General features: G+C 49.9%; 29 protein-coding genes. 17 read left to right on the top strand and 12 right to left on the bottom strand.

Going from position 1 to position 18,589, the window contains the following annotated elements:
* Window positions 1-53: 53 nt before the first annotated feature.
* From BMZ79_RS26900 to BMZ79_RS26845, 11 genes are all read left to right on the top strand, one after another.
* Window positions 54-389, top strand: coding sequence for a hypothetical protein (locus tag BMZ79_RS26900; protein WP_090646407.1), 336 nt, complete (start codon window positions 54-56; stop codon window positions 387-389).
* Between the two features lie 42 nt (window positions 390-431).
* The gene (locus BMZ79_RS26895) at window positions 432-788 is read left to right on the top strand and encodes a hypothetical protein (RefSeq protein ID WP_090646406.1); all 357 of its coding nucleotides are present in this window, start codon (window positions 432-434) and stop codon (window positions 786-788) included.
* Window positions 788-1,237, top strand: coding sequence for a hypothetical protein (locus tag BMZ79_RS26890; RefSeq protein WP_090646405.1), 450 nt, complete (start codon window positions 788-790; stop codon window positions 1,235-1,237). The genes BMZ79_RS26895 and BMZ79_RS26890 overlap by 1 nt, the downstream gene beginning before the upstream one ends.
* A 139-nt stretch (window positions 1,238-1,376) precedes the next feature.
* The gene (locus tag BMZ79_RS26885; RefSeq protein WP_218154809.1) at window positions 1,377-2,177 is read left to right on the top strand and encodes a peptidoglycan recognition protein family protein; all 801 of its coding nucleotides are present in this window, start codon (window positions 1,377-1,379) and stop codon (window positions 2,175-2,177) included.
* Between the two features lie 27 nt (window positions 2,178-2,204).
* The gene (locus tag BMZ79_RS26880; protein WP_090646404.1) at window positions 2,205-2,591 is read left to right on the top strand and encodes a hypothetical protein; all 387 of its coding nucleotides are present in this window, start codon (window positions 2,205-2,207) and stop codon (window positions 2,589-2,591) included.
* Window positions 2,592-2,631: 40 nt separating this feature from the next.
* Window positions 2,632-3,942: a hypothetical protein gene (locus BMZ79_RS26875; RefSeq protein ID WP_143089127.1), complete on the top strand. Its 1,311-nt coding sequence runs from the start codon at window positions 2,632-2,634 to the stop codon at window positions 3,940-3,942.
* A 23-nt stretch (window positions 3,943-3,965) separates the two neighbouring features.
* Complete coding sequence (locus BMZ79_RS26870; RefSeq protein ID WP_090646399.1) at window positions 3,966-4,169, top strand: hypothetical protein; 204 nt, start codon at window positions 3,966-3,968, stop codon at window positions 4,167-4,169.
* Between the two features lie 178 nt (window positions 4,170-4,347).
* Window positions 4,348-4,590 carry a hypothetical protein gene (locus tag BMZ79_RS26860; RefSeq protein WP_090646394.1) on the top strand — a complete coding sequence of 81 codons (243 nt, stop codon included), beginning with the start codon at window positions 4,348-4,350 and terminating at the stop codon, window positions 4,588-4,590.
* Window positions 4,591-4,962, top strand: coding sequence for a hypothetical protein (locus BMZ79_RS26855; RefSeq protein WP_090646392.1), 372 nt, complete (start codon window positions 4,591-4,593; stop codon window positions 4,960-4,962).
* 7 nt (window positions 4,963-4,969) lie between these two features.
* Window positions 4,970-5,608: a dTMP kinase gene (tmk, locus tag BMZ79_RS26850; protein ID WP_090646389.1), complete on the top strand. Its 639-nt coding sequence runs from the start codon at window positions 4,970-4,972 to the stop codon at window positions 5,606-5,608.
* Window positions 5,490-6,119, top strand: a complete 630-nt coding sequence (locus BMZ79_RS26845) for a 5' nucleotidase, NT5C type (protein ID WP_090646387.1) — start codon at window positions 5,490-5,492, stop codon at window positions 6,117-6,119. The genes tmk and BMZ79_RS26845 overlap by 119 nt, the downstream gene beginning before the upstream one ends.
* Window positions 6,120-6,624: 505 nt before the next feature.
* Here the strand turns inward: BMZ79_RS26845 and BMZ79_RS26840 are convergent.
* On the bottom strand, window positions 6,625-6,855 hold the full coding sequence (locus BMZ79_RS26840; RefSeq protein WP_090646384.1) for a hypothetical protein: 231 nt from the start codon (window positions 6,853-6,855) through the stop codon (window positions 6,625-6,627).
* 173 nt (window positions 6,856-7,028) lie between these two features.
* On the opposite strand from BMZ79_RS26840, the gene BMZ79_RS26835 reads away from it, so the two are divergent.
* From BMZ79_RS26835 to BMZ79_RS26825, 3 genes are all read left to right on the top strand, one after another.
* Window positions 7,029-7,256: a hypothetical protein gene (locus tag BMZ79_RS26835; RefSeq protein WP_218154808.1), complete on the top strand. Its 228-nt coding sequence runs from the start codon at window positions 7,029-7,031 to the stop codon at window positions 7,254-7,256.
* Window positions 7,244-7,594 carry a replication termination protein gene (locus tag BMZ79_RS26830; RefSeq protein ID WP_090646379.1) on the top strand — a complete coding sequence of 117 codons (351 nt, stop codon included), beginning with the start codon at window positions 7,244-7,246 and terminating at the stop codon, window positions 7,592-7,594. The genes BMZ79_RS26835 and BMZ79_RS26830 overlap by 13 nt, the downstream gene beginning before the upstream one ends.
* Before the next feature lie 91 nt (window positions 7,595-7,685).
* A complete protein-coding gene (locus BMZ79_RS26825) occupies window positions 7,686-8,510 on the top strand; it encodes an ATP-dependent DNA ligase (protein ID WP_090646566.1) in 825 nt (274 codons plus the stop codon).
* An 87-nt stretch (window positions 8,511-8,597) separates the two neighbouring features.
* Here the strand turns inward: BMZ79_RS26825 and BMZ79_RS34850 are convergent, their stop codons facing one another.
* From BMZ79_RS34850 to BMZ79_RS33895, 7 genes are all read right to left on the bottom strand, one after another.
* A complete protein-coding gene (locus BMZ79_RS34850) occupies window positions 8,598-8,774 on the bottom strand; it encodes a hypothetical protein (protein WP_218154807.1) in 177 nt (58 codons plus the stop codon).
* 195 nt (window positions 8,775-8,969) lie between these two features.
* Window positions 8,970-9,554 carry a type II toxin-antitoxin system PemK/MazF family toxin gene (locus BMZ79_RS26820; RefSeq protein WP_143089125.1) on the bottom strand — a complete coding sequence of 195 codons (585 nt, stop codon included), beginning with the start codon at window positions 9,552-9,554 and terminating at the stop codon, window positions 8,970-8,972.
* Between the two features lie 29 nt (window positions 9,555-9,583).
* Window positions 9,584-9,796, bottom strand: a complete 213-nt coding sequence (locus BMZ79_RS33900) for a hypothetical protein (RefSeq protein ID WP_143089124.1) — start codon at window positions 9,794-9,796, stop codon at window positions 9,584-9,586.
* A 137-nt stretch (window positions 9,797-9,933) separates the two neighbouring features.
* On the bottom strand, window positions 9,934-10,209 hold the full coding sequence (locus tag BMZ79_RS26815) for a hypothetical protein (RefSeq protein ID WP_090646373.1): 276 nt from the start codon (window positions 10,207-10,209) through the stop codon (window positions 9,934-9,936).
* Window positions 10,193-10,345 (bottom strand): hypothetical protein, encoded by a 153-nt coding sequence (locus BMZ79_RS34490; RefSeq protein WP_177222360.1) that lies wholly within the window; start codon window positions 10,343-10,345, stop codon window positions 10,193-10,195. The genes BMZ79_RS26815 and BMZ79_RS34490 overlap by 17 nt, the downstream gene beginning before the upstream one ends.
* Before the next feature lie 4 nt (window positions 10,346-10,349).
* Window positions 10,350-10,652, bottom strand: coding sequence for a DUF3846 domain-containing protein (locus tag BMZ79_RS26810; RefSeq protein WP_090646371.1), 303 nt, complete (start codon window positions 10,650-10,652; stop codon window positions 10,350-10,352).
* A complete protein-coding gene (locus tag BMZ79_RS33895; protein WP_143089123.1) occupies window positions 10,630-11,211 on the bottom strand; it encodes a hypothetical protein in 582 nt (193 codons plus the stop codon). Before BMZ79_RS33895 ends, BMZ79_RS26810 begins: the two co-directional genes overlap by 23 nt.
* A gap of 399 nt (window positions 11,212-11,610) precedes the next feature.
* Here BMZ79_RS33895 and BMZ79_RS26800 point away from each other — a divergent pair, with 399 nt between their 5' ends.
* Both BMZ79_RS26800 and BMZ79_RS26795 read left to right on the top strand, forming a co-directional pair.
* Window positions 11,611-12,672 carry a hypothetical protein gene (locus BMZ79_RS26800; RefSeq protein ID WP_090646366.1) on the top strand — a complete coding sequence of 354 codons (1,062 nt, stop codon included), beginning with the start codon at window positions 11,611-11,613 and terminating at the stop codon, window positions 12,670-12,672.
* On the top strand, window positions 12,672-12,902 hold the full coding sequence (locus BMZ79_RS26795) for a hypothetical protein (RefSeq protein WP_090646363.1): 231 nt from the start codon (window positions 12,672-12,674) through the stop codon (window positions 12,900-12,902). The genes BMZ79_RS26800 and BMZ79_RS26795 overlap by 1 nt, the downstream gene beginning before the upstream one ends.
* 120 nt (window positions 12,903-13,022) lie before the next feature.
* Here the strand turns inward: BMZ79_RS26795 and BMZ79_RS26790 are convergent, their stop codons facing one another.
* Window positions 13,023-16,955: an S-layer homology domain-containing protein gene (locus BMZ79_RS26790; RefSeq protein WP_090646361.1), complete on the bottom strand. Its 3,933-nt coding sequence runs from the start codon at window positions 16,953-16,955 to the stop codon at window positions 13,023-13,025.
* A 30-nt stretch (window positions 16,956-16,985) separates the two neighbouring features.
* A complete protein-coding gene (locus BMZ79_RS26785) occupies window positions 16,986-17,189 on the bottom strand; it encodes a helix-turn-helix transcriptional regulator (protein WP_090646358.1) in 204 nt (67 codons plus the stop codon).
* Between the two features lie 148 nt (window positions 17,190-17,337).
* On the opposite strand from BMZ79_RS26785, the gene BMZ79_RS35700 reads away from it, so the two are divergent.
* A complete protein-coding gene (locus tag BMZ79_RS35700; RefSeq protein WP_090646355.1) occupies window positions 17,338-17,535 on the top strand; it encodes a helix-turn-helix domain-containing protein in 198 nt (65 codons plus the stop codon).
* Window positions 17,536-17,552: 17 nt separating this feature from the next.
* Here the strand turns inward: BMZ79_RS35700 and BMZ79_RS26775 are convergent, their stop codons facing one another.
* Together BMZ79_RS26775 and BMZ79_RS26770 are read right to left on the bottom strand one after the other, a co-directional pair.
* Window positions 17,553-17,885: a hypothetical protein gene (locus BMZ79_RS26775; RefSeq protein ID WP_090646352.1), complete on the bottom strand. Its 333-nt coding sequence runs from the start codon at window positions 17,883-17,885 to the stop codon at window positions 17,553-17,555.
* Window positions 17,882-18,589, bottom strand: a complete 708-nt coding sequence (locus tag BMZ79_RS26770; RefSeq protein ID WP_090646350.1) for a hypothetical protein — start codon at window positions 18,587-18,589, stop codon at window positions 17,882-17,884. The genes BMZ79_RS26775 and BMZ79_RS26770 overlap by 4 nt, the downstream gene beginning before the upstream one ends.

Here is an 18,589-nt window from a genome sequence, read left to right as displayed (position 1 = left end):
AGAGAACAAAATACGAACATATGATCTTATTTTATGAGAATGAGGGATGAACCATGAGTATCCTGCTGGTCAATTACGAGCTTGCCGAAACGTTGAAACAATGCGAACAGCGCAGTCCACGCCCGGAGCTGCACTGGTTCATCGAACGGCTTGGTGAGGGGCCGCTCGCGCAAGATTATAGCTGGATGACGTCGCCAACCTGGTGGTTGATCGAGCAATTGAACCGGGAAACTAGCGTCATGAACCAGGCGCTGGCCAATGCGAGCGTGAGCACCGATCCGGATGCCTTCGGACGGGCAATGCAGGACGCAACGGACTCGGGCAAATACTGTGCGTTCATCTCGGACCTCATCGAGATCTCGCGCCATGATGTGCGGCTTGTTTGCTAAAAACATGCCGCCCCTTTTTTGGGGATATTTACGGAGAGGAAGATGGACTTGGAACTGATGGATGCTTATTTAACCAATCAGATCACTCGATTCCGCCTTTGGATTGCCGACACCAATAAGCAGGTCAAAGAAATGAACTGCGAAACCCTGATCCTCAAGCCGCATCCTACATACATGGGCTATCAGCAGGGCGTGATCCAAATCGAAAAGTGGGTATGGGAGTCCGTGGAGCGGGACGCCCCGAAATGGCGGGAGCGGCTGATCATGCTGCTGACTGAGGATGGATACCAGAATGTAAGGGCCTACAAAATTGTGAGTCATGAAATTGTAAACGCCATGCCACCGGCGGAGAAACTCTTTTTTCAATTCGTATGTAAGGAAGATCGGGGTGATGAATAATGGAACTGCTGCAGCAGTATATCTTGGAGCTTGACGTCGAGAAGCGGCATGTCTTTACACATTGGGAAGATGAGCCGCCTGAAGGCTATTACTGGGTCACGATCGCTACGCTTTCGCATGCGCGTCAGCTGATTGGCCGTGTCATCAAGACCACTTTGCATCGGCAGTATGAGCCGACTGCCATGGACGGGGTAGAGCCAGCTGGATTCACGCGCAGCCGCCCGACCGGCGTGGAGTACACCATCGAACTACTGCTGAAAAGCAATCGCGAGATCGATTCTTTTTACATGCTGACCTGGGGCGCGACGTTTACGTTGACGATCAATGGCACCAGCTATGAGGACTCCCGCATCATCGACCAGAATGTCGAGCTGCTGCGGGAGGAGAACTTAATCCGGGCCACAATCGACCTAAATGCGGCAAATATGAAAATCTACAATAGGACTTAAAAAATGGAGAATACTTGTGATATACTAAGATAGAAATTGTAATGCATTACAATATATGTTGGAACCGCTCAGGGACCAAGCAATCCATACATACCGCTGAGCGGCGGTGTGAATCCAATCAAACGAGGTGATAAGTCACATGAGCGACACATTCTTAATGAAGTACAAGATCGAGCCCCAGTACCTTACACATTACGCTGGTGTAGAGGAACAGCGCCGTCAAAAGGTTCTGATTCCGAAAGGGCAGGTTCGATTCGGCGTCAACCACGATACTGGCAATGCAGGATCGACCGCACAAAACAACGTCGATTTTTACGAGCGTACGGCAAAGGGCAACTATCCTGCAGCGCACATCTTCGTGGATGACAAGCACATTATCGAGTGCGTGCCGATGCTGACAGCAGCTCCAGAGAAGGCTTGTCACGTCTTGTATAACGTAAAGACGGACAATGCGATGTTTGGTGAAGACGCGAACGACGGCGCCATTGGCGTGGAGCTTTGCTTCGGCGACGGCATCGACTTCGAAGAAGCCTACAAGCGCTATGTATGGGTGCAAGCCTATGCGGCCTGGAAGCTTAACTTCCCGCCAACTGCATTCGCTGGGCACTTCCAGCTGGATCCCGCCCGCAAGACCGATCCGGTCAATGCTTTGAAGCGGTATGGCAAGACGTATGACCAGCTGCGCAAAGACATCGTACTCGAGTATCACGCATGCTTGAACAAAAACTATGGCAAGGAGGAAGAGGATATGTATGAACCGTTGAAGTACGAAAAATGGCAGTGGGCTATGTTGTTGACCGTCATGACCGATTCGAACAAGAAGGGCCAGATCGATTCGATTTGGGTGGCGAAAGTCAAAGAGGAGAAGCTGACGCCCGCAGACCTGTTGTTCCTGAATACGATTTTGGATGCGCGTATTGACCGCAAAGTAAGCGTGTAATCGACATCAGAAATAGGAGCGATGCGAGTGAGCTTCATCACTAGCAGCGCTCCAGGAGATCAAGAGGGGCGGCCGCAAGGGGGGTTAGGGGAAATCATCTATGAGGTGATCCTTATGGCCAAAAACTTCTACAAATACAAAATCGGCGACATCGTACAGATCGTAGATCCGCTTTCTCCATGCGAGAACAAGATCGGTGTCGTTCGCAAGGCTGACAACCGGCAGCTGCGCTATGAGGTTGAATTGAAGGACGGCTACATCGACACCTTCTGGTACAACCAGATCATAGCGCATCGCCCCAAGGAAGCCATGTGTGCCCTGATTGATCTAGCTCTTTCACTCGGTCCTGCTGCCAAAGACATGTTCGAGGAATGGGTTGTTGAAATGAATCAACGTTTTCCCGAGGAGAGGTAAACGCTGAGCGGCCATAAGACAAGGACCAGGGGTGAACATCTTGAGTAAATGGAGCACGCCACAATACCAGGAGATTCTTTCTTATGCGTACGAGCTCAAAAGCGCTTTTACCTATAAGGAGCTTTGCGAAAAAATCCAAACCAAGTTTGGCGAGAAGGTTGATCACGAAGTGCTTCGTAAGTACCTGAAGCGATATCAGAGCGTTGCAGTCGCGCAGCTGAAGCTGCAGACAGCCATCAGCGAAGATCAATCGAACTTCAGGGCCACAGTGGAAGCCTATGCGGCTACGGTAGACGAGGAGGCCAATGCGGCCATCACCGGAGATCCTGATCCGGATTTCAAGGAATTGATGCAGGCCGCCAAAGAGAAGGCTCGCAAAGAGCGTGACGAGAAGCTGTTGAAGAAGCTGATCAAAGAGCGCGCCCAAACCGAGCTCATCATCGACACGCTGCGGGACTCCATTGCCACCTTGCCTTTCGTAGACATCAAGCAGCCGACGCCGGTCGGCACCGAACGCGCAGAGGAAGAAGCCTTGCTTCTATTCTCGGATGCGCAGATCGGTGAGGAAATTACGCTGGCCGAGACGAATGGCATTGGCGAGTACAACTTCGCCATCTTCCAGGCCCGCTTCGATTATCTGACGAAAGAGGTTCGCCGGATTGCGAAGCGCCAGGGCGTGGACGGAAAGATTAAGAAGCTGCACTTCGGCATGCTGGGCGACAACGTGGATGGCATCAACATCTACCGCGGTCAGGAACATCATCTGGACCTATTCGTTACCGATCAAGTGCTGCTTGGCTGTCAGGAGATCGCCAAAGGCTTGATCGAGATGCTCGACCAGTTCGAGACGATTGAGATCACCGGCATCGTCGGCAACCACGGGCGCATCGGCCGCAAGGGAGAGAACCCGAGCCACATCAACTGGGACTACCTGATGTACCGGTTTCTGGAGATCATGCTCGGCAACTACAAGGAGCGCATCATCTTCAACATCCCGATCAGCAACTGGGTCATTGTGGACATCATGGGCAACAAATTCTTGTTCCTGCATGGCGACACGATCAAAGGATGGAACGGCCTGCCGTACTACGGCATCGACCGTGCCGACTCGCGTCTGACCAAGATGCTTTCGGCACACGGCAAGTATTACAAGTACATGTGCCTGGGCCACCATCACAATCCAGCCGACATCGATTCTCCCGGCGGGGAGAAGATCCTAAACGGCACGATGGTCGGAGGCAGCACCTTCAGCATCAACACGCTGCACACCAGCAGCCGGCCAAGCCAGTGGTTCTTCGGCGTCAATGAGAAGGGCATCACCTGGCGCCATAAGATTTTGCTCGACGAATAAGCCAAAGAAGAGGAGAGGTTTCCATGAATGCAAATCCAGAGAAGATTCAAGAATTGATCGATATGCAAGAAGATCCGAAGGTCAAAGCTGATCTTCAACGCGAATGGAACACGTTTCAAAAGCATTACACCGTTGTCGCCGCGCCGGCCAAGCCGAAAGACAAAGACAAGCGCCGGACCAAAGCTAAAGCTGCCAAACAGGCGCGCAAGCAAAACAGAAAGAAGTGATCCCCGTGAGCCGATACTTGTGGCTTCGAATCCGGATCGTGGTGATCCTCGCTATTTTCTACGCGCTTTATGAATATACCAAACCGGTTTTCGGGTTTATGTGGGTCTTGTTCTTCCTATATGGAGACATCGCTGACATTGACGACGACACCAAAACCTTACTGGAGGAGAAGGATTCATGGAAGAGTTTCTCAATCAGACGCGAGCATTTCTAGGGGTGATCCAAGCGATCATGTCGGAGGAAGAAAAGGAACGCTCCAGCCAAGCGGCAGATGAAATGTATGAGCAGCTGCGCCAAATCACGAACAAGCATGAGCTCAATATCCGCGAGATGCTGAATACGCAGCTCGCCCTCGGCGCCACTGTCCTGCAGCTGGCCATGGATCAAATGGAAGACGTTCGCAATAAGGAGGCCAACTAGATGTTCCCATTCGATCAACTCGATCAATCCGGTATGATCTTGCCGCCGCCACCACCGTGTGAGCATGAAGTCATGATCCACTGTGTCCAAGCCCTGAATCAAGTCAACGAAAACTTGATGCAGCTCTCCGAGACAATTGCGGCCAATGCCGCTTCTATTCGGAAGACGCTTGAAGCAATGATCGCGCCGCCCGCCGAAACAATCGTTACAGCTGAGGCCGAGAAGGGCAAGAGTCTTGCCGGCGTGATGAAGTTCCCGGGCCAGCCGGGCGTCTACGCCGTGCAAATCGATCCGCTCAATCCGCAGGCTGCCTTCGACATCATTGATGATCTTATTAAGAAGAAGTTTGGAGGCGGTCACGGTGGTATCTAATCTTCGCATGAAGATCGTGGCCATCGAGGGACTCGATAAATCTGGTAAGGCGACACAAACCAAGCTGCTCCGAGAAGCCCTGGAGCAGCAAGGCCATAAGGTGGCCACCAGCGAGTTCCACCGCTACGATACGCCGACAGGAAAACTGGTCATGGACTGGCTGACAGGGAAATATGATGTAGATCAGCTGACCATCGAGTTCATCATGGCGGCTGACAAGCAAGCGCAGCAGGGATGGTTCCGAGAGCTTGACGCCATGGGTTATGACATCCTTATTCTGGATCGCTACACACTGAGTCAGCAGGCATACGCCAAAGCGAACAAGGTGCCAGCCTCACTAGTAAACGAGCTGCAACGGCACATGATCGCGCCGGACATCAATATCATCATCGACATCCCGGCCAACATCAGTATGACTCGCAAAGGCAAGCACAATGACGGCCAGAACGACCGGTATGAATCGGATCTCGCCATGCTCATGCGAGTGCGCGAATATTATTTAAATTCATGGAACTGCTTCATCCTTGATGGAGAGATGTCCATTGAACATATTCACGAGAAGATGTACCGTTTTACAACGGCGCTCATGGAAGGAAGATTGGCCTCATATGAAGATCATTGGTGTAGACTTAGATTCAACGCTTAATAACCTCGATGCCGTTTGGCTAGAGCGCTACAATAAAGACTATGGCGATAACCTGACAAAGGCCGACATGATCAGCTGGGACGTCACGCACTACGTGAAGCCAGAGTGTGGCAAGAAGATGTACGACTACCTGCGGGAGCCGGGCTTCTTCCGGAACCTGGGGATACAGCCGCATGCTGCAGAGGTCATGAGCTTCCTACATGAATACTTCGAAGTCTATATCGTCTCGTCGTCCCATCCGAATGTGGTGGCCGACAAGTGGGCTTGGGTGGAGAAGCATCTCCCGTTCATCGACTATCATCATTTCGTTCCGCTTCACCATAAGCACAGATTCGAGATGGATTACCTGATCGATGACGGCCCGCACAACTTCGACCGGTTTAAAGGAACCGGCATCCTGATCGACATGCCGTACAATCAGCACCTGAGAAGCAAGTACAAGCGCTGCACGGACTGGCTGGATGTGAAGGACTACTTCCAGACACTGATCCGGAAGGAGGAGCGCTGGTGAGCTGTGAGCGGCAAGACAAAACTCTCCGGTGACTTGCATAATCCTCCACCATTAGATGGTTAAAAAGAAAAGGCGCTCATCCCTGATAATAGGGGAGAGCGCCATCTTTATGACTTCCAAGCTTGCCAATTTGGCGGGTTATCATACTTATAATTAGATTCACACTTTTTCGAGCAGAAGTATTCAACATAAGCACCGTAGACGTCGGTGACTGGATGGTCATGCGGCAACTCTACTTTGCAATGACCACATGCTTTCGGCGAGTACATCAATCGTCGGATATGAACGCTATGGCATTCGTCAGAACAGAAATCACTGTAGCCAGATTTTTCTTTTGTATATGGACGAAGACACATTTTGCATTGTTTAACCAGGTTCTGCCAACAAGTATAGGAACAAGTTAAATCATATTGATAGATTCTATCAGTAAACTGCTTACATACTGGACAGATGCCTTCATATGCCAAGACTAATCATCCCCTATAAATTCATGATATCATATCTACTACAAATTTTCATTTGGGGCTTGATATTCCAGTGGATGCTGCAGGCGGTCGCGGCGTCGGCGCTCGGCGATGACCTGATCGGTGAAGCCAGACCCAACGGAATCGAGCCTCCGAATAAGGGATTCATTTTGATGACGCGAACGGTCGTGCTTGGTGATCTCCATGTTGACGAAACCAATGACCAGCAGCACGACCATGGTTGCCAACAGAAACACCTTGTTCCTAAACATGATCCAACCTCCAATATGAAACTCTCATTATGTGAAAAATTCACACTCTAATAAAAAGCAAGGTGCTCTCTAGTTACTTTGTACGTTTGCACGCTTGACAACGCACCTTGACTCTGCGACAATTTCCCTGTTAAAACAGTGAACGTCTGTTCGGACTGTGAATTTTTCATACAATGAAAGTATGGAAGTGGGTGGCCATGAAGGACGAATGGAAACGACAATTCGATTCGTATGAGGAAGCGAAGGAATATCTGTATGCACGGGGGCAGGTCTGGTACTTCGGCCGCGAACAGGATTATTACGTGCTCAATTTCGAAGCACATAACGGCCAGCGATTTAATGTAGAGATGCACATGGATGGTTTACTCGTTGTGAGGAGGGCGAAGGGATGGCATTTATGATCGCGCAGCGCGCATTCTTGAAGCTGTACATGATCACGCTCGTGGAGAAACACCGTGGGTATGGGTATCAGATGCTTGAGGAGCTAAAGCAAGATTTCAAATCGCTTGGCTATGAGCCTCCGCAGTCGGAGATCTACCGATCGCTACATGATCTGGTGGAAGACGGGATCCTGTATCGCAGCCGGCACCAAAAGCTCGGCGTGGAATACCAGGAAGTCATCATGTATCACTTCACCGAGGATGGCCATGACAAAGCGCAGCTCTACAAGAAGCAGGTCAAGGAGGATCTCGATCGCTGCCAAGCGCTGCTGCAAAAGGCGGTCCAGGACAACTACTAAGCTGCAGCTCTAGTTGCAATTAAGTACCATGGGGATTGCCATCCAGAACTGGTATAATGGGGACGGGTGAGAAACAATGTTCATTAGTCCTATGTTGCTCCATTATGCTCCAGGAAATGCGCCATTTGAGAAGGAAAACCATATTGCGGAATTAAAGCTGGATGGTATCCGATTAATCGTGTCCAACATGTCTGAATTGAAACTATATACCCGACATCAAAATGATGTCACGTCGCAATTCCCCGAGCTGCATGACGTACCATTTGGGCCCGGCACAATTTTGGACGGCGAACTGATCGTCACCGATTGTGAAGGCAAGCCCGATTTCGAGGCCATGATGAGCAGGTTCCAATCGAAGAAGTCGAATACGAAAACAACGTTTTGCGCCTTCGATATCCTCCGCCATCGCGGGATCGATGTCACTTCATTGCCGCTGGCCAGAAGGAAGGAGCTGCTTGCCGAAGCATTCCAAGACACGCAGCACTATTCCAAGGTCCAGCATATTGAAGGCAACAGCATCGCTTACTTTGAAGCGATCAAGCAGAATGGTCTTGAAGGCATCGTGATCAAGGATATGCAGTCGAAATATAAAGTCGGTCAGCGATCCTGGTCATTCCAAAAGGTCATCAACTGGACATACGCAGATGTCTATATAAGCGGCGTGAAGAAGGATGACTTTGGATGGCTCACGTCTATCCTTGGCGACGATGGCAAGTTCAGACCATCAGGCATCATCGAACTCGGCGTATTGGATGAGCACAAAAAAGCCTTTCGATCTGTGATGAAGAAGCTTGTCTACAAAGAGGATCGCCGTTTCATTCACCTGCAGCCGGTCATCAAGGCGAAGGTGAAGACACGAAACTGGACGAAGAACGGCATGCTGCGTTCACCGGTATTCGTGGAGTTTATTTTATAAATGGCTTTTTTAAATTAGAATGAGTTGATTTACGACCAAAGGAAAGCCGCCCAGTTTAAGGGCGGCTTTATTTAACTATCGTCTCCGTTAATAACGTTTTTCTTCATTATCTTTCTTATTTCGTTTCCATTCAGTTCTACATTCTATACACCAAGCCTGTTTCCAGTTCTGCCCTGTGGCTTGCATTCCGAAATTTTTACGGTTGTCCAACAAATAGCTGCCACATCTTTCACACAACTTATACTTTGGTCTTTTATACACCATTGTTATTTCCCCTCCTCCCAATGATTGGCTCGATTTGTGTTATTATGCTAAGTGAGCTAATCAGCTCCCTCTACTATAGGCTGTGTTTTTTTTGCGACGAATGAAAAAAGGACTGCACGAGGCAGCCCTTTTTTGTTGCACCGGTGTTCGTGGAGTTCCTCGTTTAAAGAAAAGCTAGGTATCCGCACTGGATACCTAGCTTTTTGCTGCGACGAAAGCCTGCTGGCCGTCTTCGCCTTCAGCGCCCAAATCAAGGTTCTCAATCAGGAGATCCTCGAGCAGCCCCATGCGGTCTGTTTCGAGCACTTCTTTCTTCTCCAGGAGTATGCCTTTATGTATGCTGATGAGTTGGCTAACATCAATGTAGCGCTTGAGGACCTTACCGTCCGGCAGTGTGCGCGGAACGTAAATGAAATAGGGGTGATCATCATCGATGATCTTTTGATACCCGGGTTTCTTTTCATCGTCTGGCTTGATCGTGAAGATCGGCGCCACCATGATATACTCGAAATCGTGATGCTGGTTGATCTTATTATTCGATACGATGACGACACGGCGTGGCTTGATCCCAATAACAAGCCTCTGCGGCCTAGCAGCATAAGTTCGTCCAATTTTCTTCGGAGCGAAATCGCCAACTCTCCTAACGACTACGCCAGTCGATGGATCCGCAGGATCTTCCTCAAAAAAATAAAGAGGTCTGTTCGTGTCGGAAGGGGAGTAGAGCATTGCCGCTTCGAACACATGACCTCTTTCGATTTCATGCCAGTTACTTTTGCTCATGTATCTAGTGCTGTTGCGCGATGACAAACTTACTCCTCCTTGCCCCAGCCGTGTGGCTCACTGCCGAATCCCCGTGTGGCCTTGGTCATTTCATTCGCAGCTTTCATTTCCTCGGATGTCATGCTGTCCAGCCGGTTCTTGGTCACGGTACGACGAGCTGGCCGCTTACGAGCTGTGTGCGTTAATGTTTGTGGAGCCATTTTAAACACTCCTCGCTGTTTGCTGCCTAGTTTTTTGTGCATCCTTGCGCCTCGATTCTACTAGAATTAGTAGAAAGTCTTGGCAGATACACCTTTCATTATACTGCAGACGAGTGGCATTGTGAAGAAAATTCAAGAAAAGGGCGGATAAATATAGAAATGAGCCGCGCGCCGGCGGCTCATGGCCCAACAACGAATGACTGCATGCAACCTGCCACCCATTGAGTGAAATGCTGATTATGAGCAGCTCGGTCGATGGTGACGTTCGCCTTCACCATGTTGTCCTCGATCCAGACGAGCTCGATCGTGCCGATTACCTGCGTGCGCTCCGGGTTGAGCACCGGCTTGCCGATCCAAGATTGGATCGCCTCTTGCATCACTTTCTGGTACTCGCCAATCTCCATCAGATTCATTGTGAGCTTCACCGGCTCATTGAGATCAAGCAGTGGTCGCATCAGTATTCACTTCTTCCCAGGATGCTTCAAGGCCTTGCGCCTCGAGCTCCTCAATCTTCGCGTCTCGTTCCATTTCGGTCATGCATTCATAGTCCTTGGTCTGGCCAAGCTCGTTGACCCAATTTACATTATACATGTGATTACACCTCCTTTCGGATGAAGTTCTCCTTGATCGACTCGACCTCTTCATCCGTAAGCGAGATGTAGGTTTCATCCACGTCGATACGGGTAACGAAGAACGTTCCGAAGATCGGCCCGCCGACATATTGATTATTAATCGGCAGCCGAAGCGTATCGCCGTCGAGGTTATATATAAGAACGAACTTGTTACTAATCTGGACCTCGTTTAAATGCCCGTCTACGATATCCTTCATGGCATCAAGGGTATACTCGATTTCTTTGTCCTGGATCGAATCAGGTTCAACGACTAAAATTCTTAGCATACGGTGTGCCTCCTCTGGAGTTCTCCCATTGTAATTTCAGGAACGTCAGCGCATCTTCCGCTTGAATTGACCATTCCCGATCGTACTTTTCTCCTTTGAGCTTACCTTCCTTGATCTGCTTAATCACTGCGGTCGGGCTGATGCCGGCCATAAGCGACAGCTGCTTCGAGTTGATCGGCTCGCCGTTCTCCAGCGCCATGGCGATGAAGGAGCAGCGGACGAAGAACCCGATCTTGGTGCGCTCCCAGCGCTCCCATTCAATCGAGAAGTCACTTGCTTGTGTGAATGGGTTGAACCAAACCAGGTCGCAGATGCTCCGCGTCGTCTCATACATATGTTCTGGCTGGTGGCCTTCGCCGACCAGATAGAGGTACACATGGTAGATCTCAGCAGCAAGAGGGAAGGGGAAGTCCCGGCCTTCAACGTTGATGCGCGTCGGCCGCGGGTAAGCTCCGGGAGAGAAATGGTTGTACTTCATGGAGAGCTCCTCGAAGCCTTTCTCCAGCTCCTCGATAATTTCCTCATAGGCCTTCTCATTCAGATTGCGAACCATTCGCATGTCCCTAACCTCCTTTGGTTAGGTTCAATATACTACACTGAACTTTGAATAGTCAAGATATTCCATAACAAATCTCAAGATATCTGATCTATTCTAATGAAAGCTAAAGGAATCTAATCTATTTGGAGTTGATAAGGCGTAGGAGCAGCAGTGGAAAATTCTATTTTTATATGAACATATTTTCCTATGGATTTTTTCATGCATAATTGCGACAGCGTTCCCAACATTTGAATTGTAAATTATAATCGAATCTAGTAACATTATAGACAAAAGAAAAAGAACCTATCAGCTTGGCGGCGAGAAGGTTCCTTTTCGGGGTTCTGCACAAGGCAGAAGTATGCTTTTTATGCCTTAAATATAGCAGAGTCCCTACTAGATTGTAAAGTGGGGGAGAAGAAATTGGAAAAGAAATTCAAAGGATTCAGCATACCGAACTTCGTTCAAACACCGCCAGAGTTTTTCGATCTGCTGATCTATGACCGCGACATCAACTGCGCCGAAATGCGGCTGCTCGGGTTTATGATCCGGGCCACTTATGGCTGGCAGCGCAAAGGTTACTCATTGGAGTTCTCATTGTCCGATCTGCAGGAGTATCTCGGCTTCGGCCGGACAACCGCCACGAGAACAATCAAGGCCCTTATGGACCGCGGCTACATGGAGCGCATCAAAGTCGAAGGTACTGACCGATACAAATACCGCCTCGTTTTATCGAAGGAAGACGAACAGCAGCTCGATGTGTCCTGGGATTCCACATTTAATTGGAAGAAGGTCTTCGAGGAGCCGGACAAAAAGCCGAAGCTGGCGCTGGTTGGCCAGTCCCAAGGTGATACCAGGGAGTCCCATGATGACACTAGCCAGTCTCATGTTGAGACTACCCAGTCTCATGATGAAACCACCCAGTCCCATGATGAGACTACCCAGTCCCAAGATGGGACCACCCAGTCTCATGACGAGACTGCCCAGTCTCACGGTGAAACCACCCAGTCTCCTAATGAGACCGAAAGTGGTCCCGTGACGATACCAGGCCAGTCCCATGATGATACCGATATCGGTACCACGGTGAAACCACCTGAGAGCCCACAAACCCAGGCAGGACAAGGGGTTGGCGACTCTCTAAAGATAGTAAATAAAGTAGAAGATATAGATAACATAGATACATATAATAATAATAAAGATAGAATAATAGAGGAGGAGGAGGAAGATATCTGCGCTTCGCTATGTAAACAATTTTTTCAAGTCGAAGTCGTCAACAAACTCCGCCTCCCACAAAGGGTTATCGATCTGATCTACGAGCAACTCGAGTGGGACACCTACACGCCTGCTGCTTTTGAGAAGGTGTGCATCAAGTTCCGTAACGGCATGAAGCTTGGCAAGATTAACATCAACCCGATCGAGTGGCTCAAGAGCACAGCAGCAAACGAGGAAATTATTTATTATAATGAATTTACGAATGTGAGGTGATGAAGGTGGCACTTAGTAAATCGCAGCAAGCGCGCGATCGACAAGAGGCGATAGAAGCAAGGCGTCGGGCAGCTAATGTGCTTGCCAGCGCCAAGTCGCTGATTGACGATGCCAAGAAACGGCTCAAGTACAACAAGAGCTATACAATTGAAATAGAGCTTACTCGAATCGCCGGTGACCTGCAGGAGCAGATTGAAATACTGAACGACCCCGAATATGATCCGGATTGAGGATAAGAAAGGCGCCCGGCTGCATCGCGGGCGCTTTTCTTTTTTTGACCTATTCGTGCTTGCTGTGGTACAACGCAAAAAAGGCGCCTCAAGGGGGAAGCGCCTTTTTTGCTATTTAACCTATACTGCTGGATCTACCGGGGCTTCATCATCAGGAGCCGGATCTGTCGGAGCTGCTGGTTCAGTCACTTCCGGATCGGGAGTTGGCTCGGTTACAACCGGATCCGGAGCTACGGACGAAAGGCTCGTATTTTCAACCGTGAAAATGCGTCCAGTCCGATCTGTAATCGTAATGACTGCTTTCGTGGGCGTCGTAAAGTCGTACGAACTACTCGTCCACCATGCGTTAGATTCTGCTGCGTCGCGCTGGATAAACGCGGCGCTCAATTGACCGTCTAAGCCGCCGTAAAGATCGTCGTCAGCTTTCAGTTGTTCAATTTGCGATCCACTAGCCGTACGTGTAGCCAATACGATGCCGTTTTCATCAACTAGCGCCACCTCGATGCTCTTGAGGGCGTCGTAGGAGATGTTGGCGAGGTTAAGTTGGAATCCTACATTGTAGGCGTCAACACCAGGACCACCAGCGTCAGCATAAAAACCGAAGTCTTGTGCCGCCAGGTAATCTTGCGGATTAGATACCGCGCCTGATGTTCCTGCCGGGCTGCCGCTTTCGACCTTGTAGACAGTGCCTTCAGAATCAGTAATCATGATTACTGCTTTAGCCGGCGTAGTGAAGTCATACGCTGTGCTTGTCCACCAGTCGTTCATGTCCTCAGCATCACGGTAGATGAATGCAGCGCTTAGTTGGCCGTCCAAATCGCCATACGCGACATCATCAAGTGCGAGCTTCGTGATTTGACCGCCTGTCGCAGTGCGGGAAGCGATAACGTTTCCGCTATCGTCTACCAAGGCAACTTCGATTTTGGTGATGTGGTCATACGGCAGCTGCTCCGTGTTAATTTTGAAGCCAACGTTATAAGCTCCGCTCGTAGGCGTAGCATCTGCCCAATAACCAAAGTCCTGCGCTTGTACGTAGTCAGTCGCAATAACGACTGCTACTGCGCTATCATCAGCAGTTGCCTCCGTAGTGACGGAATACAGACCTGCCGCATTCATCACGTTGATTTGGAAGCTCATAACGCCTGCGGGATCAGTACCATCAAGGACATAAGTAGCTGTGTTCGTCCACGAATTGCCTTCACCAACGGATTCAAAAGATGTGGGATTGTTTCCGTTAATCTTGAAGTTACCCAATTTTGTAACTTGTTGGTTGGTGTTGAATACCAGGGTTACTGTATCGCCAACCTGTGCCTTCGCTGGGTTAGGTGCGCTTGATTCAATGTGAACGTTACTAATGACAGGCGCTTTCTGTACGGTTACCGAGCTGTTGTCCGAAGACGCTTCGATAGTCTGCGAGTAAATGCCGTCGCCATTCTTAACGTTGATCTGGAAGGACACAACACCTTCTGGATCGGAAGCCTGAATCGTATACGAGGCCGTGTTCATCCAAGAACCATCCTCATTAGCTACGCTAGTAAAGTCATCCGGGTTAGATCCGTTTACTTTAAAGTTACCCAGCTTGGATACTTCTTCGGCCGTCGTGAACGACAGTGTGACCGTATCGCCTTCTTTTGCAAGTGTCGGGTTAGCGTTGTTCGATTCAATATGAACCGTGTTTACTGCTACAGCCGGCACCACTGGGGCTTGCACCGTCACCGAGCTTCCATCGTAAGTCGTTTCTACCGTCTGCGAATAGATGCCGGCGGCGTTTTTAACATTGATTTGGAAAGTCATGACGCCTAGAGGATCGGTTTCGTCGATCACGTAGTAGGCCACGTTGACCCATTTGCCGTCCGCGGCGCGTTGTTCGGAAACGATCGATGTCGGATTTCCGCCATTGATTTTGAAGTTGCTGAGCTTGGTTACTTCTTCGTCGGTTACGAAGGTCAAGGACACAATGTCGCCCACGGTCGCGAAGTTCATACCAGCCAAGCTATTCGATTCAATGTGAACTTCGTTGACCGCTACCGGCGCCACTACAACAGGGGCTTCAATTGTAACCGTACTGCCGTTGCTTGTCGCTTCAATCGTCTGCGAATAGATTCCTGCGCCGTTTTTAACGTTGATTTGGAAGGAAACGATGCCGACTGCATCCGATTCTTGAATGGTGTATGTCGCAGTATTCGTCCACACATCACCAGTTTGCTCAGATACGAAGGAGTCAGGATTGTTCCCGCCAATTTTGAAGTTCGAGAGCTTGAATACTTCTTCGTTGGTCGTGAAGGTCAGCGTTACTTTGTCGCCCACTTTTGCAATCGTAGGGTCTTCGTTGTTGGAAGCGATGCTTACTTCGTTAATAGCTACGACAGGCGTTACCACCGGCGGCGCTACTACCGTAATCGAGGATCCGTCGTTGGTCACTTCGACCGTCTGCGAGTAGATGCCGAACTCGTTTTTGACGTTAATCTGGAACGTAAAATCGCCCAATTGATCGCCGTCGTCGATTACGTGTGTAGCCGTATTCAAGAACGAATCTCCGTCCGCTACGGATGCAAAGCTGTCTGGATTGCTTCCGTTAATTTTGAAGTTGCTCAGCTTGTTGACCTTCTCCGCCGTACGGAACGTCAGCGTAACCGTATCGCCGATCGTGGCTTGCGTCGGATCTACGTTGCTCGATGCAATGTGAACGCCCGAGATTGCGACCGCATCATAGTAGACCGATACGGAGCTGCCGTCCGTCGTGGACTCGATCGTTTGCGAGTATGTGCCGGCCTCGTTCTTGACGTTGATTTGGAACGTCATGTCGCCGATCGGATCCGTACCGTCGAGGACATACGTCGCGGTATTAATCCAAGCATCCCCGGATTGAACCGACGTAAAGTCTGCCGGATTGCTGCCGTTGATCTTGAAGTTACCCAATTTGGAAACTTCCTCAGATGTATTGAACGTCAATGTAACGGTATCGTTACGCGTAGCCTTCGACGGATCAGCGTTACTCGATTCGATATGAACGTTTGTTACCGCTACCGGAGCGAGTGCCTCTGTATGTGCGGTAATTGGATCGGTATTACCCGAGTGGTTTCCTGCTGCGTCGAACGCTTGAACATAGAACTCGTAATCCGTATTAGGATCCAAGCCGTCGATAACGATCGAAGTCTCAGTGGTCGAATATTCCTTATCGTTGCCGAAAACCGTGTACGATTTTACGCCTACGTTATCGGTCGATGCTGTCCAGCTGATTTTAACGCTCGTTGTTGTGATATCGGATACGGCAACGTCTTGTGGCAGCGTAGGAGCTGACGTATCTGAAGTCGAACCGCCGCCGCCGTAAACTGGTGGCGTTACAACGGGTGGAGGCGTACCCGGATCAGTCGTCTCATCAGTCGGATCAGTCGTCGGCTTGCCTTCTTCTTGGATATCCTGAGACTTATGAATAAAGTTAACGCTCATTACTGCCGCTTGTTCGCGAGTAGCGTTGCCCTTCGGACCGAAAGTTCCGTCCGCGTTGCCGTGGATGAGTCCGAGTTTAACCGCGATAGCGATATAGTCTTTCGCCCAATCGGAGATGCTGCCAGCGTCGGAGAACGTCAGTGCGCCGTGCGACGTATCGAGATCCGGATTCTGTGACTCGATCGCTTTGACGAGGATAACCGCTGCTTGTTCACGCGTTAGAACGCCGGATGGATCGAACTTGCCGTTGCCTACGCCGCTAATGATCCCAGCCTCAACCGCGGCCTCTATGTACGGAACCGCCCACCCTTTAACGTCGGAGAACGAGGATTTCGTTAACGTCGTGTCGACTTTCAACCCCATCGACCGGACGATGATTGCAACGAACTCAGCGCGGGTCAGCTGCCCTTTAGGATTGAAATGAGTTGCGTCGACGCCCGTCAGGATTCCGGCGGTTTGCAGCTCGATGATCGCGTCCTTAGCATAGGAATTATTGATATCGGTAAAACTTGCGTTCGCATCGGCTGATGCGATCCCGGACGTTAAAAGGGCGGATGTTACGATGAGGCCGGATAAAGTGGCGGATAGTGGCTTTTTGATCATGATTGGATTTTATTCCTCCCTGAATTTTTATCACGATTCGTGATATTTTTGTTGAAAAAAAAGGTAATCAACTGTTACACCGTGAAGCTCGGCGAGCCTTGCCTGCAAACCTCGCCTGGGAAATCTCCTGCCCGTTTCGATCATCGCGTACGTACTCGTAGCGCATCCGAGCGCCCGTGCAATCTCCCCCTGTGTTCGGTCAGCCCGTAATTTGACTAACCGCGTATTTTTCATGGTATGACCTCCTTATCACAATACGTGATAATCTGACTTCCTCATTATGGGTACACAAGGATCTATTGTCAAGTATTATTATCACTTTTTGTGATAATAATTGGATTATCACTTTCTGTGAAGTATAGTTTAGTAGGAGTGTGATAGCATGACATTTGGGGAACGACTCGCGGATCTGCGGAAGAAGAATAAACTAACTCAGGAGCAACTAGCCCAGCGGATCGGCGTTTCTCAGAGTACACTCGCTATGTACGAGACATCAAAACGGGAGCCGAGCTTTGATACGTTGCTGCTTATCTCTGAGATATTCGACGTATCGACTGACTTCTTATTAGGAAAACAATAAAGGCGTTAGAGGACTAGTCAGGCCGGGGGAGTTACTCCCCGCGGCTTATTTGTGCTGTGGAACAGCGAAGCCTGCTTGTTCATGTGGGGTATTTCACCTCCAATCGTTTTACCCTGACCTCGTTGCTCCAAATATATAAGTGCTGAATCAAGACCGCGCTTATCCGCCTGCTTTTCCCACCAACGGTAGATCGGGCGGTTCACGCTTAGGTCATAGACCAGCACGAGGTGGTGATAGTGAAACAGGAATAAAGTTTGCGGAGGATCGGCCGGCAGCCGCGCTTGCCATTTTTGTTTAATCGGCGCCTGACCGGCAAAAAGCCGGTCGAGGCATTCTTGGATCTGCTTCATTTGATTCGCTCCAATTTTGCTTTGCCATGCTGCTGCTGATTCAAGAAGTGATCCCGCGCGCTGGCGAAGATCGCATCCAACTGCGCCTTAGACTGAGACAGCTGGTCCTCTAGCTCAAGCGTGGCTTCCTGATACTGTCTAGCCTTGGCTTCATTCTCGCCGGCTAGCTGCTGCCACACTTCGAGTTCGCCAGTCAGCTCGATGATGCGGATCTCGAGCTCCTCGATCTTTAGGTGCTGGTTCAAGAGGAGGGAGTTATCCATTTGATTTTCGGCAAGCTGCTCCTTCTCAGCATGGAGCTGATCGATCGTCTCCTGCATTTCTTTGACTTGGCGTTGCAGGCCCCGATGACCACGCGCCATGCGGTTGAAATCCGATTCGATCGCTGAGATCGCTTGGCCAAGATTACAGAAATCCAGCCGACCTGGATTCAATCCAAATTCGGCAGCCGTCATCGGCGGCTCATCTGCATTGCATACCGGCGGTTCATCTGGCAGATCAGCGTTGCCATTATTGATGTCACGCCAAAGGGTGCGGATGGATTCAATCGAGCGGCCAAATTCCTTGGCTGTCTCGATGAAGATTGCTTTGTGCTGCATATTACGTTCCAGGCGACGTTCGATAAATCGTTTGACTTCCCAGCGTAATTCCGGAGTCCAATTCTTATTGCCATTCGGAAGGGCGGTAGAGTATGTCTGTCCCAT

Origin of the sequence: Paenibacillus sp. UNC496MF (genome assembly GCF_900113915.1) — a bacterium.
Taxonomy (GTDB): Bacteria; Bacillota; Bacilli; order Paenibacillales; family Paenibacillaceae; genus Paenibacillus_Z; species Paenibacillus_Z artemisiicola.
This window is presented reverse-complemented; position numbering and strand designations above follow the sequence as displayed.

What these genes read in the sequence shown, in the direction of transcription:
- BMZ79_RS26900 (WP_090646407.1), top strand. Translation starts at nt 54, where the DNA reads ATGAGTATCCTGCTGGTCAATTACGAGCTTGCCGAAACGTTGAAACAA.
- tmk (WP_090646389.1), top strand. Translation starts at nt 4,970, where the DNA reads ATGAAGATCGTGGCCATCGAGGGACTCGATAAATCTGGTAAGGCGACA.
- BMZ79_RS33895 (WP_143089123.1), bottom strand. Translation starts at nt 11,211, where the DNA reads ATGCGAATGGTTCGCAATCTGAATGAGAAGGCCTATGAGGAAATTATC.
- BMZ79_RS34490 (WP_177222360.1), bottom strand. Translation starts at nt 10,345, where the DNA reads ATGTATAATGTAAATTGGGTCAACGAGCTTGGCCAGACCAAGGACTAT.
- BMZ79_RS26895 (WP_090646406.1), top strand. Translation starts at nt 432, where the DNA reads ATGGACTTGGAACTGATGGATGCTTATTTAACCAATCAGATCACTCGA.
- BMZ79_RS26855 (WP_090646392.1), top strand. Translation starts at nt 4,591, where the DNA reads ATGTTCCCATTCGATCAACTCGATCAATCCGGTATGATCTTGCCGCCG.
- BMZ79_RS26885 (WP_218154809.1), top strand. Translation starts at nt 1,377, where the DNA reads ATGAGCGACACATTCTTAATGAAGTACAAGATCGAGCCCCAGTACCTT.
- BMZ79_RS35700 (WP_090646355.1), top strand. Translation starts at nt 17,338, where the DNA reads ATGACATTTGGGGAACGACTCGCGGATCTGCGGAAGAAGAATAAACTA.
- BMZ79_RS26785 (WP_090646358.1), bottom strand. Translation starts at nt 17,189, where the DNA reads ATGAAAAATACGCGGTTAGTCAAATTACGGGCTGACCGAACACAGGGG.
- BMZ79_RS33900 (WP_143089124.1), bottom strand. Translation starts at nt 9,796, where the DNA reads ATGCACAAAAAACTAGGCAGCAAACAGCGAGGAGTGTTTAAAATGGCT.
- BMZ79_RS26840 (WP_090646384.1), bottom strand. Translation starts at nt 6,855, where the DNA reads ATGTTTAGGAACAAGGTGTTTCTGTTGGCAACCATGGTCGTGCTGCTG.
- BMZ79_RS34850 (WP_218154807.1), bottom strand. Translation starts at nt 8,774, where the DNA reads ATGGTGTATAAAAGACCAAAGTATAAGTTGTGTGAAAGATGTGGCAGC.
- BMZ79_RS26790 (WP_090646361.1), bottom strand. Translation starts at nt 16,955, where the DNA reads ATGATCAAAAAGCCACTATCCGCCACTTTATCCGGCCTCATCGTAACA.
- BMZ79_RS26795 (WP_090646363.1), top strand. Translation starts at nt 12,672, where the DNA reads ATGAAGGTGGCACTTAGTAAATCGCAGCAAGCGCGCGATCGACAAGAG.
- BMZ79_RS26775 (WP_090646352.1), bottom strand. Translation starts at nt 17,885, where the DNA reads ATGAAGCAGATCCAAGAATGCCTCGACCGGCTTTTTGCCGGTCAGGCG.
- BMZ79_RS26845 (WP_090646387.1), top strand. Translation starts at nt 5,490, where the DNA reads ATGGAGAGATGTCCATTGAACATATTCACGAGAAGATGTACCGTTTTA.
- BMZ79_RS26820 (WP_143089125.1), bottom strand. Translation starts at nt 9,554, where the DNA reads ATGAGCAAAAGTAACTGGCATGAAATCGAAAGAGGTCATGTGTTCGAA.
- BMZ79_RS26815 (WP_090646373.1), bottom strand. Translation starts at nt 10,209, where the DNA reads ATGCGACCACTGCTTGATCTCAATGAGCCGGTGAAGCTCACAATGAAT.
- BMZ79_RS26830 (WP_090646379.1), top strand. Translation starts at nt 7,244, where the DNA reads ATGGCATTTATGATCGCGCAGCGCGCATTCTTGAAGCTGTACATGATC.
- BMZ79_RS26860 (WP_090646394.1), top strand. Translation starts at nt 4,348, where the DNA reads ATGGAAGAGTTTCTCAATCAGACGCGAGCATTTCTAGGGGTGATCCAA.
- BMZ79_RS26810 (WP_090646371.1), bottom strand. Translation starts at nt 10,652, where the DNA reads ATGCTAAGAATTTTAGTCGTTGAACCTGATTCGATCCAGGACAAAGAA.
- BMZ79_RS26870 (WP_090646399.1), top strand. Translation starts at nt 3,966, where the DNA reads ATGAATGCAAATCCAGAGAAGATTCAAGAATTGATCGATATGCAAGAA.
- BMZ79_RS26835 (WP_218154808.1), top strand. Translation starts at nt 7,029, where the DNA reads ATGAAAGTATGGAAGTGGGTGGCCATGAAGGACGAATGGAAACGACAA.
- BMZ79_RS26825 (WP_090646566.1), top strand. Translation starts at nt 7,686, where the DNA reads ATGTTGCTCCATTATGCTCCAGGAAATGCGCCATTTGAGAAGGAAAAC.
- BMZ79_RS26770 (WP_090646350.1), bottom strand. Translation starts at nt 18,589, where the DNA reads ATGGGACAGACATACTCTACCGCCCTTCCGAATGGCAATAAGAATTGG.
- BMZ79_RS26890 (WP_090646405.1), top strand. Translation starts at nt 788, where the DNA reads ATGGAACTGCTGCAGCAGTATATCTTGGAGCTTGACGTCGAGAAGCGG.